Source organism: Paludisphaera borealis, assembly GCF_001956985.1.
GTDB lineage: Bacteria > Planctomycetota > Planctomycetia > Isosphaerales > Isosphaeraceae > Paludisphaera > Paludisphaera borealis.
Genome location: NZ_CP019082.1, coordinates 376416 through 393176, shown reverse-complemented (window position 1 = coordinate 393176; position 16761 = coordinate 376416). Strand labels below are relative to the sequence as shown.

The 16761-nt window shown below is 67.0% G+C and carries 11 protein-coding genes and 1 tRNA gene; 9 read left to right on the top strand and 3 right to left on the bottom strand.

What is annotated here, in order from left to right:
* Window positions 1-139: 139 nt before the first annotated feature.
* Window positions 140-1741: a pseudouridine synthase gene (locus tag BSF38_RS31605; RefSeq protein ID WP_076343151.1), complete on the top strand. Its 1602-nt coding sequence runs from the start codon at window positions 140-142 to the stop codon at window positions 1739-1741.
* Entirely contained in the window at window positions 1738-2631 is an 894-nt protein-coding gene (locus BSF38_RS01555) for a dihydroorotate dehydrogenase electron transfer subunit (protein ID WP_076343150.1), read from the top strand. Before BSF38_RS31605 ends, BSF38_RS01555 begins: the two co-directional genes overlap by 4 nt.
* 28 nt (window positions 2632-2659) lie before the next feature.
* Here the strand turns inward: BSF38_RS01555 and BSF38_RS01550 are convergent, their stop codons facing one another.
* A complete protein-coding gene (locus tag BSF38_RS01550) occupies window positions 2660-3433 on the bottom strand; it encodes a UvrB/UvrC motif-containing protein (RefSeq protein ID WP_076350521.1) in 774 nt (257 codons plus the stop codon).
* Between the two features lie 210 nt (window positions 3434-3643).
* Here BSF38_RS01550 and BSF38_RS01545 point away from each other — a divergent pair.
* From BSF38_RS01545 to BSF38_RS01525, 5 genes are all read left to right on the top strand, one after another.
* A tRNA-Lys gene (locus BSF38_RS01545) sits at window positions 3644-3716 on the top strand.
* Window positions 3717-4259: 543 nt separating this feature from the next.
* Window positions 4260-6263 (top strand): alpha/beta hydrolase family protein, encoded by a 2004-nt coding sequence (locus tag BSF38_RS01540; RefSeq protein ID WP_145951925.1) that lies wholly within the window; start codon window positions 4260-4262, stop codon window positions 6261-6263.
* 46 nt (window positions 6264-6309) lie between these two features.
* Window positions 6310-7758: a Gfo/Idh/MocA family protein gene (locus BSF38_RS01535; RefSeq protein ID WP_076343148.1), complete on the top strand. Its 1449-nt coding sequence runs from the start codon at window positions 6310-6312 to the stop codon at window positions 7756-7758.
* Window positions 7759-7772: 14 nt separating this feature from the next.
* The gene (locus BSF38_RS01530) at window positions 7773-9803 is read left to right on the top strand and encodes a leucine-rich repeat domain-containing protein (protein ID WP_083712616.1); all 2031 of its coding nucleotides are present in this window, start codon (window positions 7773-7775) and stop codon (window positions 9801-9803) included.
* Between the two features lie 28 nt (window positions 9804-9831).
* Complete coding sequence (locus BSF38_RS01525; protein ID WP_076343146.1) at window positions 9832-10929, top strand: leucine-rich repeat domain-containing protein; 1098 nt, start codon at window positions 9832-9834, stop codon at window positions 10927-10929.
* A gap of 227 nt (window positions 10930-11156) precedes the next feature.
* On the opposite strand, the gene BSF38_RS01520 is transcribed toward BSF38_RS01525, so the two are convergent.
* A complete protein-coding gene (locus tag BSF38_RS01520; RefSeq protein ID WP_083712615.1) occupies window positions 11157-12467 on the bottom strand; it encodes a DUF1552 domain-containing protein in 1311 nt (436 codons plus the stop codon).
* A gap of 3 nt (window positions 12468-12470) precedes the next feature.
* Window positions 12471-14486: a DUF1592 domain-containing protein gene (locus BSF38_RS01515; protein WP_168189286.1), complete on the bottom strand. Its 2016-nt coding sequence runs from the start codon at window positions 14484-14486 to the stop codon at window positions 12471-12473.
* Between the two features lie 437 nt (window positions 14487-14923).
* Here BSF38_RS01515 and BSF38_RS01510 point away from each other — a divergent pair, with 437 nt between their 5' ends.
* Both BSF38_RS01510 and BSF38_RS01505 read left to right on the top strand, forming a co-directional pair.
* Entirely contained in the window at window positions 14924-15649 is a 726-nt protein-coding gene (locus BSF38_RS01510) for a 3-keto-disaccharide hydrolase (protein ID WP_076343143.1), read from the top strand.
* 75 nt (window positions 15650-15724) lie between these two features.
* On the top strand, window positions 15725-16726 hold the full coding sequence (locus BSF38_RS01505) for an alpha/beta hydrolase (protein WP_076343142.1): 1002 nt from the start codon (window positions 15725-15727) through the stop codon (window positions 16724-16726).
* The last annotated feature ends 35 nt before the right edge of the window (window positions 16727-16761 follow it).

Genomic DNA, 16761 nt, shown 5'->3' with positions numbered 1-16761 from the left:
TCGCGATCAGCCCAGGCCGAACCGACCGCCGGGGCCGGGCCGTCCGCCCGGAGCGCATCGACCGTCCGCGCCAGGCCGACCGCCGGGAGCGAATCGACCTCCCGCGCCGGGCCGACCGCCAGGGCCAGGTCGACCGCAGGTGGCGAATCGTCCGCCCGCGCCAGGCCGACCGCCGGGTCCGCAGGGGCCGCAACGGAAGCCGGGGCGGGCCCCGGGCGGTGCCGAGAAGGGTGAGCGGCTCCAGAAGATCCTGGCTCACGCGGGCCTCGGCTCGCGCCGGGCGTGCGAGGAATACATCCTCCAGGGTCGGGTGACGGTCGACGGCAAGGTCATGCGCGAGCTGGGCTCGCGAGTCGATTCCGAGCACGCGACGATCGCGGTCGACGGCGAGAAGATCAAGCTCGAAACGATGGTCTATTACGCGGTCAACAAGCCCAAGGGGTACGTGTCGACGAACGACGACCCCGCCGGCCGGCCCCGGGTGGTCGACCTGCTTTCCGAGGTGCCCGAGCGCGTCTACACGGTGGGCCGGCTCGACGAGGAGAGCACCGGGCTGATGCTCTTGACCAACGACGGCGAACTGGCCAACCGCCTGGCGCATCCGCGGTACGGGGTCGAGAAGATCTACCGGGCGGTGGTCGCCGGCATGCCCAGCCGCGAGGTCCTGACGAAGCTCTCCGAGGGCATCTGGCTGTCGGAAGGGAAAGCCCGGGTCAGGCGGTCGCGGATCGTCGGCATGCAAGGCGAGGCGACGGTCCTCGAACTGGTGCTGGCCGAGGGCAAGAATCGTGAGATCCGCCGGATGCTCGCCAAGCTCGGCCACAAGGTCATGAGCCTGACGCGCGTCGCCATCGGCCCGATCATCCTCAAGGGGCTCCTGGTGGGCGAGTACCGGCCGCTCTCGCGGACCGAAATCGACATGCTCCGCAAGGTGGCCGCCGGCATCGCGATCTCGCCCCCGAGGTTCATCGAACAAAACCGCGCGTTCGCGCCGGGGCGTGGCCGCAACCCACGGCCGAATCAGGGAGCCCCCGGCCCCAGGTCGCGCCGGGGCGACGGCCCCGAGCACGACGCCGAAGCCCAGGGACCGCAAGGCCCCCGCGCCCGGGTCGAACGCGAGGGACCGTACCAGGGCCCGCGACCGAACCAGGGCCCGCGACCAGGCCAGGGCCCGCGACCAGGTCAGGGCCCGCGGCCAGGCCAGGGCCCGCGGCCAGGCCAGGGGGCGCGGCCGAATCAGGGCCCACGACCTCCCCAAGGCGGACGTGATCGATACGAAGGTCCCGGACGCCCCGGCCCCGGTCCCGGCGGTCCGCGAAGCCAGCAAGACCGACGCCCTCCACACGCCGCGCAGGGCGAACACCAACGGCCGGGTCGGCCCCCGGGCGATCGACCGAAGATGCCGGGCAGGCGTCCCGAAGGTCCCGGCGCGCAACAACAGCCGCCGCCGGGTCCGGGCCCGATCAGCCGCGCTCGCAAGGGGGGCGGAGGCTCGAACGTCCCGCCGCCGCTCGGACTGCCTCCCTCGAAGCGCCGGTCCGCCGCCGAGCAATCGGGACCCGCTCCGACCGACCCGTCGCCGAGGTCCGGCCGCAAGATCATCGGTCTGGACCCCAAGATCACCGAGCATTCGTCGGACAGCTCCTCGTCGTCCAAACTCCGCAAGCGGCCGGCGGCCAAGCGGCTCCCCCCTCGTAAGGTTCTCGGAGTGAAACGACACAAGGCGGGCGACCAAGAATGAGCCTCGAAGCCCAAGCCCCCAGCGCGGTCGTCCGCGCCGGGGCGACGATCGTCGAGAACCAAGCGATCGCCCTCGACACCTACCGGCTGAGGATCGCCGACCCCGAGCTGGCTCGGCGCATCCTGCCAGGCCAGTTCGTGATGATCCGGACCGGTGCCGAAGGAGCCTCCGACCCCCTGCTCGGACGCCCCTTCGCCCTATACGACGTCCACCGCAATGCATCAGGAAACGCTTATTCATTTGACGTCGTGTACCTGGTGATCGGCCGGGGGACGGCGTCGCTGGCCGGTCGTCGGGCGGGCGAGCGGCTGGCGGTCTGGGGGCCCTTGGGCAACGGGTTCGGGCCGCCTCCCGGGCCGGGGCCGGTCGTGTTCGTGGCCGGCGGCGTGGGCCAGACGCCGTTTTTGGCCCTGGGCCGCGACTGGCTCGGAACGGCGTCCTACGGCGATCGGGCCGGGACGGAAGACCGCGGCCGGGTCGAGTCGGCGACGCTCCTTTACGGGGTGCGGACGGCCGAGCTGCTGGCCGGCGTGGACGACTTCCGGAAGGCCGGCATCGACGTGGAGATCGCGACCGACGACGGTTCGGCGGGCCGCCACGGCTTCGTGACCCAGCTTCTGGCCGAGCGACTCGAGCGCGGAGAGCGGCCGAGTCGGGTGGTCGCCTGCGGCCCGCCGGCGATGCTCGCGGCCGTCGCCCGGCTGGTCGAGACCCACAAGATCCCCTGCGACGTCTCGCTCGAAAACCACATGGCCTGCGGCTTCGGCGCCTGCTTCAGTTGCGTGACCCCGATCCTTCAGGCCGATGGCGAGCCCGACCTCCGGCGCGTCTGCGTCGAAGGCCCGGTTTTCCCCGCCGACCGGGTCGACTGGTCGCGGCCGTCGCACTGACGGCGGCCGTTGCGGGGAAGGGGGGGACTCAGCGCCGGGCCTTGGCCTGGGCCCGGATCTGGTCGCGGAGGCGGGCGGCCTGCTCGTAATCCTCGCGGGCCACGGCCTCGTCAAGCTGCTCGCGGAGGGTCTTCTCGACGGCGAAGTTCTTGCGGATCTCTTGCTCGTTGAGGCGGAGCTGCTCGATCAGAGACGGATTGGGAGACTCGGATGGGTCATGATCCTCCCACCAGAGGCGCTGATGCTGGGTGAGCTTCTCGACGCCTTCGCGGAGGGCGTCGACGGCCTCTTCGGGCCGCCGCCGCTCGAGTGACATGGCGGCCTGGGCCTGGGCCCTGTGGAACTGGACGAGCCCCCGAAACTGCTCGTGGGAGGCGATGTATTCGTCGTCGCCGCCGTACTTGCGGACGAAGTCCATGAGGGCCAGGGTGTGGTCGGAATCCTGAACGGCCTTCTCGTACCGCCGCAGCGACAGCCAGGCCATGCGGCGGTGGTAGAACTGGACGAACTCGCGATCGGCCTCGACGCAGTGGTGCTGCGACATCGTCCAGGCCGGCCCCTTGCCGTCGGCGCTTTGGCTGCGGTTGGCGGCGTGATATCGGAGGTATTCGAGATAGGTGGTCGAGCCGTGAGGACGGTTGCCGTCGGGCCGCCCGACGACCTCGAGCTGGAGCACGCCAAGTTCGATCCGGATCTGCAAAACGCTCCGCCCGTCGCGCGCCCGAACCTCGCGAGCCAGAACCTCGCCCGGCTCCGGGTCGTACGGCCACCCCTGGATGACGTCGTCCAAATCCTTCCGCATCGCCAGCCCCCGAGCGCCGTTCCCCGAGCCGATCCGAGCCCGAACATTCACGTTCCTTGAGGATTATAGCCCCGGTGCAAGTCCAAGCCTACTCCCGTTCCACCACACCACACCCCGAGTTTCCAATTCTCCCTTTTCCTTCCCAAGCCGATCTTGCAATCGGCGCGAGGAACCGTCATGATAGACCTGTCGAATACGCCTGCCGCATTCGCCCTCCTAGCTCAATTGGTAGAGCAGCTGACTCTTAATCAGCTTGTTGATGGTTCGAGTCCATCGGGGGGCACTTTTCACTTCGGCCGACGGGGGGCCGTCAAACCCCGTCTTTTCTCGGGTCGATGCCTCTCCGCCCGGTTGCTCGTCCGACCGTCCGACCTCGTCGTCACGCCAGAACCCGACGGATTTCGATTCGTTCCGTCCCCAGCGTGCGGCAAAGTCTTTGCTTATGGGTTCGCCTTCCGTTTCCACCAGGCTGGGACGGTGCGGGCGGCTTTGACGAGTCGCCGTAGTTCGTCGATCTCAAGAGTTCGCCGATCGTGGCGCGTGGTTTACCGTCACGCCGGTCGGACTGCTTCCACGCCCATCTTGCCCCCCCCCGCGCTCCGTAGTCATCTCAGGCGGCCCAAACTACTCGCGAAGGGCGCGCGAGCGGATCGGTGGAACGGGCCTTCGCTCCCGGCCAGGAGTCATTCTACACCCTTGTAAAACTCGATCGCATCGAGCATCTTGTCGAGATCCGAGGCGGGATGCCGACGGGTGAGTCGAAGCGCCGTTCCCTCCGGATCGGCTTCGAACACGTCGTCCCGGCAACCCTCAACCCGATCGAGGAATGATGAACCACCTCGCGATCGTTCTCGCCCTGGTCGGCAGCCTCCCGGACGCGTGGTTCAACGACCCCATCCTTCCGCCCGACGTGGCCAAGAACGCGATGCGGCGCTGGGTCGACGCCCAGCTCGTTCCGCTCCCGCTCGCGGAGGGCACCTCTATCCGCGACTGGGAGGCTCGGCGCGCGGCGATCCGCGAGGCGCTGCTGGACGTCATCGGCCTGCGGGGGGTCTGGCCGCCGTCGTGGCCGCTCCAGGCGCGCGTCGGGGAGACCCTCCGGCGCGACGGCTACACGATCGAGAAGTTGACTTACGAGAGCTGGCCCGGCATGGCGGTCCCCGCCCTCCTTTACGTGCCCGACCGGATTCCGCCGGAGAAGGCGCCGGGCGTCGCCAGCATCAGCGGGCACCACTACAAGGCGAGCAAGGCGGCCGATTTCGTGCAGGCCCGGAACGTCAATCTGGTCCGGCGCGGCTGCGTGGTGCTGTCGTACGACTACATGAACTGCTTCGAGCGGAACACCGGCGGCGACGGCGACGGCCACGACCCGGTCCCGCACGGCGGCGGCAACGACCACGGCATCAGCGATTTCTCGTTCAGCGAGCGGTGCCCGACGGCGCTTGAGATCCTCGACGCCCGCCGCGCGCTCGACGTCCTGGCGGCTCGGCCCGAGGTCGACGCGGACCGGCTCGGGTTCACGGGAGAATCCGGCGGCTCGAACTCGACCTACTGGATCACCGCCCTCGACGACCGCGTCAAGCTCAGCGTCCCGGTCTGCTCGGTCTCGACCTTCGACTACTGGATCGACAACGACCGCAACTGGGACTGGCACCAGCGGCCGCCGGGGGCCCGACGGGTCGCCGACATCGGCGTCCTCCTGGCCCTCCACGCCCCGAGGCCGACGCTCATCGTGACCTCGAAGCGACGGACCGACGACCTGGAGTTCCCCTGGGAAGAGGCCGAACGCTCCTACCGATGGGCGAAGAGGGTCTATGAACTCCATGGGGCAGGGGACAAGATCACGCACGTCGAGTCGCCCACCCGCCACGGCTATCAGGCCGACAAGCGCGAAGAGCTTTACGCCTGGGTCGAGCGGGAACTGCTCCACGCTCCGAGCGGGGTCAATGGCGATCTGCCGGTCACGCCCGAGCCGCTTGAAACCCTCCGGGTCGGCCTCCCCGCCGGAAACAAGACGTACCACGACGTCTACCGCGAATGGGTCGCCGAGATCCCGGTTCCTCACGCCCCCGGAACCCGCGAAGACGCCGCCGCCCACGCCGCCAAGACGCGTCCCGCGCTGGCGAAGAAGCTCGGCCTGCCGACCGGGCTGAAGCCGCCGACCATCCGGGCCGTCCGGGACGCCGAGGCGGGGGGCGTCCGTACCACGTTCCACGCGATCGAGACCGAGCCCGGCATCACGATCCCCGTGGCCGAGTTCCGGCCGGCCGGCGCGGGGCCGCTGCCCGTCGTGCTCATCGTCGGCGAGCGGGCCCAGTCGCGCGCCGAGGTCGAGTCGGCTCTGGCCGCCGGAAAGGCCGCGCTGGTGGTCGAGCCGCGCGGAACCGGCGAGGTGGATTGGGGAGGCCGCCGCACCGACAACGCCGCCTGGTTCCTCGGCCGGCCCCGCGTCGGCCAGGAGGCGTTCGACGTCCTCCGCGTCGCCGAGTTGTGGAGGACCCGCCGCGACGCCGCCTCGATCTCGCTCAAGGGCGACGGCCGTTGGGGCAAGGCCGTGCTGTTCGCCGCCGCGCTGGCCCCGGAGATCGCCGCCGTCGCCGCCAGCCTCCCTCCGACCGACCGCGCCCAGTTCGAGGCCGGCGGACGCTCGGCCCTGGCCGAAGCGCCCGGCTTGCTCGCCGTCGGCGACCTGCCGCAGATCGCCAGCCTCGTCGCCCCACGCCCGTGCGCGTTGCGCGTCCCCGACGTCGGCCCGTACGACTGGACCCGCGCCGCCTACCACGCCCTCGGCTCCGAGGCTCTCACGGTCTCGGCGGCCAAATCCCCGTGATCCCCATGCCGGTCTCAAGATCGCGATCAACAGGAGTCAGACCTTCATGACGCGCACCACTCGACGGCAGTTCTTCGAGGAATCGATGATCGCGACGGCGGCCGCCGTGGCCGTGGGTTCGAACGTCCCGCGAACGCAGGCGCAGGAAACGAAGCGAGCCTCGGCCAATGATACGATCCGGCACGCGGTGATCGGCTGCCGGACGCGCGGGCGCGTGCACGCCGCGGATTTCGGCCGGCAAAAGGGGGTCGAGATCGCCTACGTCTGCGATCCCGATCGTCAGCTCGCCGACGAGCTGGCCGCTTCGGTCGAGAAGGCCACCGGCCGCCGGCCGAAGGCCGTCCAGGACCTGCGTGTGATCTTCGACGACAAGTCGGTGGACACGGTCTCGATCGCCGCGCCGAACCACTGGCACGCGCTCGCGGCGATCTGGGCGATGCAGGCCGGCAAGCACGTGTACGTCGAGAAGCCGGTCAGCCACAACGTTTCCGAGGGGCGGCGGATCGTGCAGGTGGCGGACAAGACCGGCCGGCTCTGCCAGACGGGGACGCAGAATCGCTCCAACACCGCCCTCGCCGCGGCCGCCGAGTTCATCCGCGAGGGGAAGCTCGGCGACGTGACGTTCGCGCGGACCATCGTCTACGGAGAACGCGGGAGCATCGGCCCGCGCGGGACGTACACGGTTCCCAAGAACGTGGATTACAACCTGTTCATGGGACCGGCCGCCGACGTCCCGCTCACGCGCCCGAACCTTCACTACGACTGGCACTGGGTCTGGAACACCGGCAACGGCGAGCTGGGGAACAACAACATCCACTATGTGGACATCTGCCGCTGGCTGATGGACCTCAACGGCCTGGGAGACTCGGTGCTCAGCATCGGCGGTCGGCTGGGGTACGAGGACGCGGGCGAGACGCCCAACACGCAGATGGTCGCCCACACTTTCGGGAAGGCCACGATCGTGCAAGAGGTCCGGGGGCTGAAGACCGATCCCTTCAGCTCGAAGTTCAAGGCCGGCCACGTCATCCACGGCACGGAAGGCTTCGTCGCCGAGTCGTCCCTGTTCGATCGAGACGGCAACCTCGTCCGCACTTTTGAAGGCCGACCCGAGGACCACTTCGTCAATTTCATCCAGGCGGTCCGTAATGGTCGGCGGGGCGACCTCAAGGCCGACATCCGCGAGGGCCACCAGTCGACCGCGCTCTGCCACGTCGGCAACATCTCGCAGCGCCTGGGACAGCCCGAGGGTGTGAAGGAGATTGCGCGACGGATCGAGGATTCCAAACTCAACGCGGAGGTGGGGAAAACGTTCGAGAAGATGACGAAGCATCTCCGCGACAACGGGGTCGACCTGGAACGCTACAAGCTGACCGTCGGCCCACTCTTGCGGATCGATTCCGAGCGGGAGGCATTCTCGAACAACCCGGACGCCGATGCCTTGCTGACCCGCGAATACCGCCGCCCGTTCGTGGTGCCGACGGAGGGCCAGGTGTGATCGGATCACGAACCATGAAAACAACGGCTCGCGACTCGCTTGCTCGTTCCGTGATCCATGCGGTCGGGTTCTGCCTTGTCATCTGCCTGGCGTCGTCGCCGTTGCGGGCCCAGCCGTTGGATCGGCAGGTCGCCGAATGGGTGATCCTGATGGGCGGTTCGGTGCGCCTTGAGGGGCGGGGCGAGCGGATTCGAGATCTGACGGAGCTGCCGGCGGCCGACTTTCATCTTGAGCTGGCGGACCTGGTGGGAACCAATATCAATCCCCCCGAGCTGCAACGCTTGAGCGAATTGACCCGCTTGAAGATTCTGAACCTTCCCGGCCCCATGTGGAACCCGAGCGCGGGGGCGAACATCGATTACAGCCGCGAGCTGCGCCATCTCGCGCGCATTCGCTCGCTCGAAGAACTGACATTCAGCTACACCTATCTCGAATCGATCAAGTTCGAGGACGAGGGGATCGAAGCGATCGCGGCCCTCGCGCCGAGTCTCCGGGTGCTGAGTCTGGAAGACACTCACGTGCGCGGCCGTCATCTGGCTCCGTTCACGAATCTCGAAGCCCTCAACCTCGTCTATTGCCCCGTGAACGACGAGGGCCTGCGGCAGATGAAGGGCCTCACCAAGCTGCGCAGGCTTCTGCTTCGCGACGCCGTGATCAGCGACGAGGGCCTGAGGAACCTCAGCGGGCTGGTGAACGTCGAGCAACTGGACCTCGGCGGAACGCGGATCACGGACGCCGGAATCGCTCACCTGCGAGGGATGACGAAGCTGAAGAAGCTGAACTTGCAAGGGGCCGCGCTGACGGACGAGGGAGCCCGGCACCTGGCGAATATGGCCGACCTGGAAGAACTGAACCTCTACGGGACCAAGGTCACCAACGTGGGCGTCGAGGTGCTCAAAGACCTCAAGCACCTCAGCGTCGTCGATCTCCGCTACACGCGCGTGACCCGGGCGGGCGTGGACCGCCTGCGCGCCTCCGCGCCGCGGTGCGAGGTGAGCTTCCTCGACCCCTCGGTACGGCCCAGCCTTCCCGAAGGGGCGGACCGGATCGTCGCCGGCCAGGGAGACGAGATCGTGGCCCGATGGGTGCGTTCGATCGGCGGCCGGGCCGACGTCGAGAACGGCCAATTGAGGGAAATCTCGCTGGCCTCGACGAGCGTGTCGGACGATCTGCTCCGGAACCTGGAGGGCTTGAAGCACCTCCGAAAGCTGGTGCTCCGATCGACGGAGATCGGAAACCTCGGCGTCCAGCACCTGGCGGCTCTGACCAGCCTCGAAGCGCTGGACCTGGACGGCGCGACGATCTCGGACGACGGCCTGGCTGCTCTGGCCGGTCTGACTAGCCTGCGCGAGCTGGGGCTCTCTCACACTCAGATCACCGGCGCGGGCCTGAAGCACCTGCGGGGCCTCGCACTCGAAAGGTTGAATCTGTCCAGCTCACCCGTCAACGATCAAGGACTGGCTCACCTGTCGGGCGTCGCCTCCCTGCGGGATCTCGACCTGTCTTATACCGACGTGACCGATTCCAGCCTGGCCTACCTGGAGTCGCTGAAAGCGCTGCGGCGGCTCGATCTGGCGGGCACGGACATCGGGGACAAGGGGCTCGCGAAGCTGGGACGGATGTCGGGCCTCAAGGCTCTGTTGCTCAACTATACGCGGGTCACCGACGGGGCGCTGGCGAAGCTCGAACCCCTCAAGCAGCTTCAGGAGCTGGCGTTGATCCGCACCCGGATCACCGACGCGAGCATGCCCGTCGTCGGCCGTTTCACCGAACTTGTGGATCTGAACCTCGATTACACGGACGTCGGCGACAAGGGCCTGGAAGCGCTCGGCGGCCTGACGAACCTCCGGCGGCTCAGCCTCGACAGCACCAACATCGGCGACGGCTCCACGGAGCGGCTGGCGAAATTCCAGAAGCTCCGCGATCTGAACCTCTACCACACGTTCGTCACGGAGAAGGGTCATCGCCGGATCCATGAGGCGGCGCCCCAGTGCGAAATCCTCTTCGATGCGAAGTCGAGCGATCCCAAACGCCGTCGAAGCTGATCGACCCTCAACACATGCAGGAGCAATCATGGTTCGCAGCGCGATGTGTTGGTGGCTTGCGGGGCTTGGCGTGGCCTTGGCGTCGCCGTCCGCCTCGGCCGACGACGGTCCCGACGCCGCGCTCGGCGCGCGTTGCGTCCGCAACGCCGCCGGAGAAACGATCGGCGTCGATCTGAGCGACTCCTGGGTGACGGACGCCGACCTGGCGAAGCTGGCGCGGCTGCCGCGACTGGAGAGCGTCAACCTGGCTTATACGAAGATCACCGACCAGGGCCTGGAGCACCTGGCCCCGCTGACGAACGTGAAAACGCTCGACCTGTACTATGCGGAGTTCGTCACCGACGAGGGGATCGCCCACCTGAAGCACTGGAAAAACCTCGAACACCTGAACCTGCGCGGCACGAAGGTGACCAGCACGCTGTTCGAGCACATCGCGCAGATGACAAATCTCCGATTCCTCGACGTCGGCCACAGCCGGGTCAATGACGACTCCTTCGAGCTGCTGGAGAGCCTCGATCACCTCGAACATCTCGCGTTCGGCGGAAACAAGATGAGCGGGGCCGCGCTGTCGACTCTGAAGTCGCTCCCCGCGCTCAAGGAACTGAGCGTCTCCGGCCAGCAGCGGACCGACTCGGGCCTCTGGAGCGTCGCCGTGACGGACTTCAACATCGGCCAGATCGCGCAACTTGCTCAGTTGAAAGTTCTCGATCTGGGCGAGACCAATGTGTCGGATCGAGGCGTCGCGGAGCTGGCTCGCTTGAAGAACCTGCGGACGCTGGACCTCCGGGCGACCCGGGTGACCAGTAAGGGAATATCGGCTCTCAGCGGCTTGCCCAGGCTGCGGCGGCTGAAGCTCTGGAAAGCCAAAGGCATCGACGACGCGGCGGTTCCCGTCTTCCTGAAGATGGAATCCTTGGAGGTCCTCGAACTGCCGGAGACGAGCGTCACCGCGAAAGGGCTGACGCAGCTCTCCGCGAAAAAGGGCCTGAAACAGCTCTTCATCGGCGGCGGCGACGTCACGCCAGAGCAGGCCCAGACGCTCCGCGACGCCTTGCCGGGTTGCCTGGTGAGTTGGTGGAAGAAGCCGGCGATCGCGAGCCCCGAGCCGAGGCGCGGCGGCAATTGAGTTGCATACAGCAATCAAAGCAGGCTGTCGCGAACATGCCTTCTTCCCTCGCGACGGGAGAAGGAGGCCGGAACGGCCGGATGAGGGGGATTTCAACGGCCGAGGCGATCGAAGCCCCTCCTCATCCGCCCCTTCGGGGCACCTTCTCCCCGCATGCGGGGAGAAGGGAATTCGGCCCCGACTCGCCTGCATCCCAAAAAAGTAAACCGAGTTAGGCGTCGCGCCACTCAGACGATCTGGGACAGCTTCTTGTCGCCCGTGGGGAAGCCGCCGATCGGCGCGCCGACGACCTCTTCAGCGAGGGTCAGATACAGGTCGCCCACTGTCCCGGCGACCCGGGTGTGAAGCCCGGTCTTCAGGTTCCCCGCGTGCCCGGCGGCGATCATGGCCAGGCCGGCGTTCTTGTGCGAATTCGCCTCGGCGTGCTCGTGGACGTACAGCGCGCAAGTGTGGTCGAGCAGCGTCCCGTCGCCCTCCGGGATCGACTTGAGCTTGGCGAGAAAGTAGGCGAACTCCTCGACGTGCCAGCGGTTGATGTCGCGCAAGATCCGCTGGCCTTCGGGCGATTCCACCCGGCCGTGCGTGTACTCGTGGTGCCGTTCGTAGGTATGGCCCAGCCAGGGAAACCGCGAGAGTCCCTGGCACTTGGTCAGCATGTACGACGCCACGCGAGTCTGACGCGAGGCCAGAGCGTGGACCAGCAGGTCGGTTTGCAGTTTCGCGATCCGAGGCCAGTCCTTCAGATCGCCCCCTTCCGGCGGCTGCTCCACAGCCTGAGTGTACTCGGGGGGAAGGCTCGCGACCGAACGCTCCAGGCTGCGCACCGAGGTCAGGTATTCGTCGAGCCGCTGCTGATCGCCGTGTCCCAGGGCCGACTTCAGCGAACTCGCCTCATCGCTCACGGCGTCGAGGATGCTCTTCTTGCGGTCGATCCAGTAAGGCTCCCTGGAGCCGAACAAGCGATCGAACAGCCGGTGCGGGATCATCTCCGGCGGCAGTGGACGGTCGCGCCCGGCCCAGCTCATGTTGCGCTGAATGCTCTCGCCGAACGACTCCTGGCAGACGCCGATCTGGAGCGAGCGGAAGCGGCTGTCGTTGCCAATCCGCTGAGCGATCACCTGGTCGATGGAGGGGCCGCCGGCGCCTCGGCCCGAAAACACCTGTCCGGAGACGAGGCCGCTCATCGAGTTGTGGTGCCCGTTCCCCGGGCCGGGGAGGCGGGCCGCCGGGTTGTCAACGCCGCTGAGTATGTGGACGTCCTGGCGGAACCGGGCCAGCGGTTGCAGGCAGGGAGTCATCTCGTAGTCGGCGCCGTCCTCGCGCGGTATCCAGTACTTCTCGACGATCCCGTTGCCGTTGAACCAGTACACGAACCGGGTCTCGATCGGCCGGGCCGCGACGCCCGCGCTGGCCGCGTACGCGGTCCCGCCCGCATTGAACATCGCCTCGAACGCCGGCAATCCGATGCGAATCGCGGCCCCCGACAGGCCCACGCCCCTCAGAAACGTGCGGCGGGACAACTCATTTCGCGTCGCCATGAGCTAACCTGAGCCTTTCTGAAGGAAGAGTTCCGACGTGACCAGGGCGATGATCAACTCGCGGAATCGGAAGCCGGAATCACGAAACTTGGCGACCAGCGCGTCGATGACGGGTTGGTCGTTCACGGTCTCTTGCCGACCAAACGCATACCGGAACAACTGCTTGACGATGGCCTTCTGGCAAGTCGGGCTGGCGGCGAGCAAGCGTCCCAGCTCGCGGGGGGTCGAGAAAGCCGAATCCTCGATCCCCTGGATGTAACCGGACGAGTCGACGTCCAGTTCTTTTATCGTCGACTTGCGCCCTCGGCCCTCTTCACCCCGAGGTCCCGGGAACTGGAGGACCATCTTCTTCTGGAACGCGCCGATCGCGTTGTATTGCTCGAAACCCAGGCCGATGGGGTCGAGCAGGCGATGACAACTCGCGCACGATTCGCTGTTCAGGTGGACGGCCAGCGGCTGCCGGTTGGTCATCGGCGCGTCTTCCGTGATATTCGGCAGCACGGTGTTCACGCCGGCCGGAGGCGGCGGGACTTCCTGGCCGAGAAAATGGTTCCGGACGAACAGCCCCCGCGCGGTCGGGGAGGTTTCGGAAGGGGTGCTGGTCAACACCAAGAAACTGCCGTGCCCCAGTACGCCGGAACGGCCGGAATCCGCCGGATACTCCACCTTCGCGAATTCCTCGCCGGGCGCCGGCAGACCGTAGAGCCGGGCGAGGTCCGAATTCACGAAGGTGTAGTCGGCGGTGAAGAACTCCATGAAGTTCTGATCGTTCCAGACCAGGTGGCTGAACAACCGCCGCGTCTCCTCCACCATCGCCGCGGCGACGTCGGCGTTGAATTCGCGAAACCTCCTGCGATCGCGAGTGGCTTCGAGGACGCGGTCGAAGCGCATCCATTGCGCCAGAAACTCCTCCATCGCAGGCCGGGCGCGGGGATCTTCGAGCATCCGCCGGGCCGAGGCTTCGATCTGCTCCGCCGTCGCCAGGTCTCCTTTTCCAGCGGCGCGCAGCAGTTCGTCGCTGGGCGTCGTCCCCCAGAGGAGATACGAGAGGCGGCTGGCGATCTCGAAGGGCGCGGCGGGGCTGTCCGCTCCCCGTTCGATGCGGAATAGGAAATGCGGCGACTGAAGCATCGCCTCGATCACCATCGAGGCCCCCGCCTGGAAGTTCTTCGCGCGGCCGACCTCTTCGAGGAACAGGCCGGAATAGCGGCGAGCCTCGTCGTCGGTCAAGGGGCGCCGGAACGCCTTGAGGCCGAACTGGCGAACGAACGCGTCGACGCATGCGGCGTCCGTGGGCGACGCGGGCTGGCGGGGGATCAGTCCGTGTTGGTCGCCGCCTCGAAAGGCCGCCCGAGCGAGTCGCTCGGCCGCTTTGCTGTAGGCTTCCGCCTGGAGCGGCGAAATTCCCTGCCCCTCAAGCTGGTTCTTGAACCCGTTGACGAAGTCCTCTTTCGGGAAGCCGCTGGCGGGCTGGATCTGATCGCCGAGCAGGTCGCGCACGGTCTGGTTGTACTGGCTGTGCGTCAGACGCCGCACCGCCAACGCCTCCACCCCGCGCGGATCGGACCGAGCGATTCGCTCGCGCGCCTGGCGCACCTGCTCGTCGGAAAGGCCGGCCAGGTAGTTGATCCAGCGCAGCAACACGGCTTCTTCGTCGCTGCCCGGCTTGATTCGCTGGCCGCCGGTGTGTTTCACCCGCTTCGTCGGCTTCCGCAGCAACATCGATTGCTCAGGGTTCTTCCGATCGACCAGATCCATCAGCGAGAGCCCGAACGCCGTGATCTGGTCACGGCCCGCGTCGGTCTCGGGGAATGCGAGCCGCGCCTCGGACGCCACGCCATTGTCGCTGTGACACCGTTCGCACTGAACGGCGTGCAGCATGGGGTACGCGCTCTCGACGAAGAACGACTCATCCACCACGCGGGTCGCCTGCGCGAAGGCGACCGGCATGAAGGCGGTGAACGCTGCGGCGAGCATGAGGGCGGAAAACAGCACCGGCGCGGGCCATCGCCTTACCATCGACTTCCTCCCACAGTCACGGCTCCCTGTCTGGTAATGCGATCGTATCAGATCCAGACAATGTTTAACAGTGTAATGAGAGGCAGGGCGGGCGCAAACGAACGTGTCACGAGGAAGCATCCCAGAAACGCATCGGGTTTCAACACCATGAGCACGCGTCGAAAGACGTCCTCGATCTTGATCCACCGCGCTCCGGCCAGGCCCGCGAGCACCGCGACGTCCTCGCCCGGCTCACTGTGCCATCCTCTTGAAGCCGGTCGAGCCGTGATCTATCATCCGGCTCGACGCTCGTCGGACAAGTCGATACGAGGCCGTCGCCAAGCCCATGACGCGCTCCCCCGGCCATTACCAAGTGCGGCTCCTCGCCCCCCGCGCAACGGAATATCGCAACGGTTGGCCGCTCCGAGAGAATCCGCCACACCAACACAGGTGACATCATGCTCCTTCGTTTCATCATTGCCCTCGTCCTGGTCGGAACGTCGGCGACCGCGGCCCGGGCTGACGACGACGCGCTGACCGCGCAGGAGATGAAGGACGGCTGGCTGCTGCTTTTCGACGGCGCGACGACCAAGGGCTGGATGACGCCGAAGGGCAAGCCGCTGCCCGCGTCGCACGTCCAGGACGGCAGCCTGAACCCCCATCCCTGCGATTACATGCTGGTTTACGAGAAGCCGCTGGAAAACTTCGTGCTCTCCCTCGACTTCAAGATCACCCCGAACTGCAACAGCGGGATCTTCATCCGGACCAACCCGCTGACGGCCCGGCCGGGCAAGGACGTCGGCTTCAACGGCGTCGAGATCGCCATCGACGCGACCGAGGGGCCGGGGTTCCACACCACGGGGGCGATCTACGACCTCGTCGCCACCGAGGTCAACGCGATGAAGCCCGTCGGCGAGTGGAACCATATCCAGATCACGTCCGACCGCAGCCGGATCGACGTGGAAGTCAACGGCCGGCGCGTGTCGCACGTCGACTTCGACGAGTGGAACGAGCCGAACAAGCGCCCCGACGGCTCGGCGCACAAGTTCGACGTCGCCTACAAAGACCACCCGAGAGCGGGATACATCGGCCTACAGGATCACGGGGCCGACTGCTGGTACCGCAACATCAAGCTCCGGCCCCTCGGCCCCGCGTCGGGGACGCCCCCGGCCGATCGACCGTAAGACGCGCCGCCCCTTGCGACGGCGTCACGCGCGGGTTATCGTCGGCGACGGATCCAATTCAACCGGAGCAGCGATATGAAAATGGCAATGGCTTGCGCGCTGGCGATGTTGTTGGGCGTGGCGAGCGGGTTCGCCGCGCCCCCCGACGACGTCTACCACCTCGGTCCCGATTCCGAGCCCCACGAGGGGGTTCCCCAGGGCAAGGTCGTCGGGCCGGCCGCCTTGCCGAGCACCGTTTATCCGAACACCACTCGCGATTATTGGGTCTACGTCCCGGCCCAGTACGACCCGTCGAAGCCGGCGTGCCTCATGGTCTTCTTCGACGGCCACGCCTACGTCGGCCTGAAGGGAAGCTACCGGATTCCCTATGTCTTCGACAACCTGATCCACCGGCGCGAGATGCCGGTCACGATCGGCGTCTTCATCAACCCGGGCCACACCTCCGAACAGAAGGAAGCATCCGACTCTAATTGGGGCGACGGCACCACCAACCGTCGCGTGGAATACAACGCGCTCGACGACAAGTACTCGAAGCTCATCGTCGACGAGCTGCTGCCGGTGATCACCAAGCAGTACAACATCTCCCCCGACCCGGAGAACCGGGCGATCTCGGGGGCCAGCTCGGGTGCGATCTGCGCGTTCACCGTGGCCTGGCACCGACCCGACCAGTTCCGCAAGGTCGTCAGCACGATCGGCAGCTTCACCAACATCATGGGGGGGCACGTCTACCCCGACCTGATCCGCAAGAGCGAGCCCAAGCCGATCCGCATCTTCTTGCAAGACGGCGTCAACGACAACCGCGGCCTCCGGCGCGACGGAAGCTACGACCCGACCCGCGACTGGCATGCGCAGAACATCAAGATGGTCCAGGCGCTGACGGAGAAGAAGTACGACGTCAATTTCACCTGGGGCATCGGCACGCATTCCAACAAGCAGGGCGGGGCGATCATGCCCGAGATGCTTCGCTGGCTGTGGCGCGATTATCCGAGGACGGACGACGCGAAAGACGACAGCAACCGAACCTTGCTGGTTCCGGCCGCCGCCGCGAAGGCGCCGGCCCCGGCGCCGGGCGGGTGATCGCCCTTTTCGGACCTTTCGGATATTATCGAGCA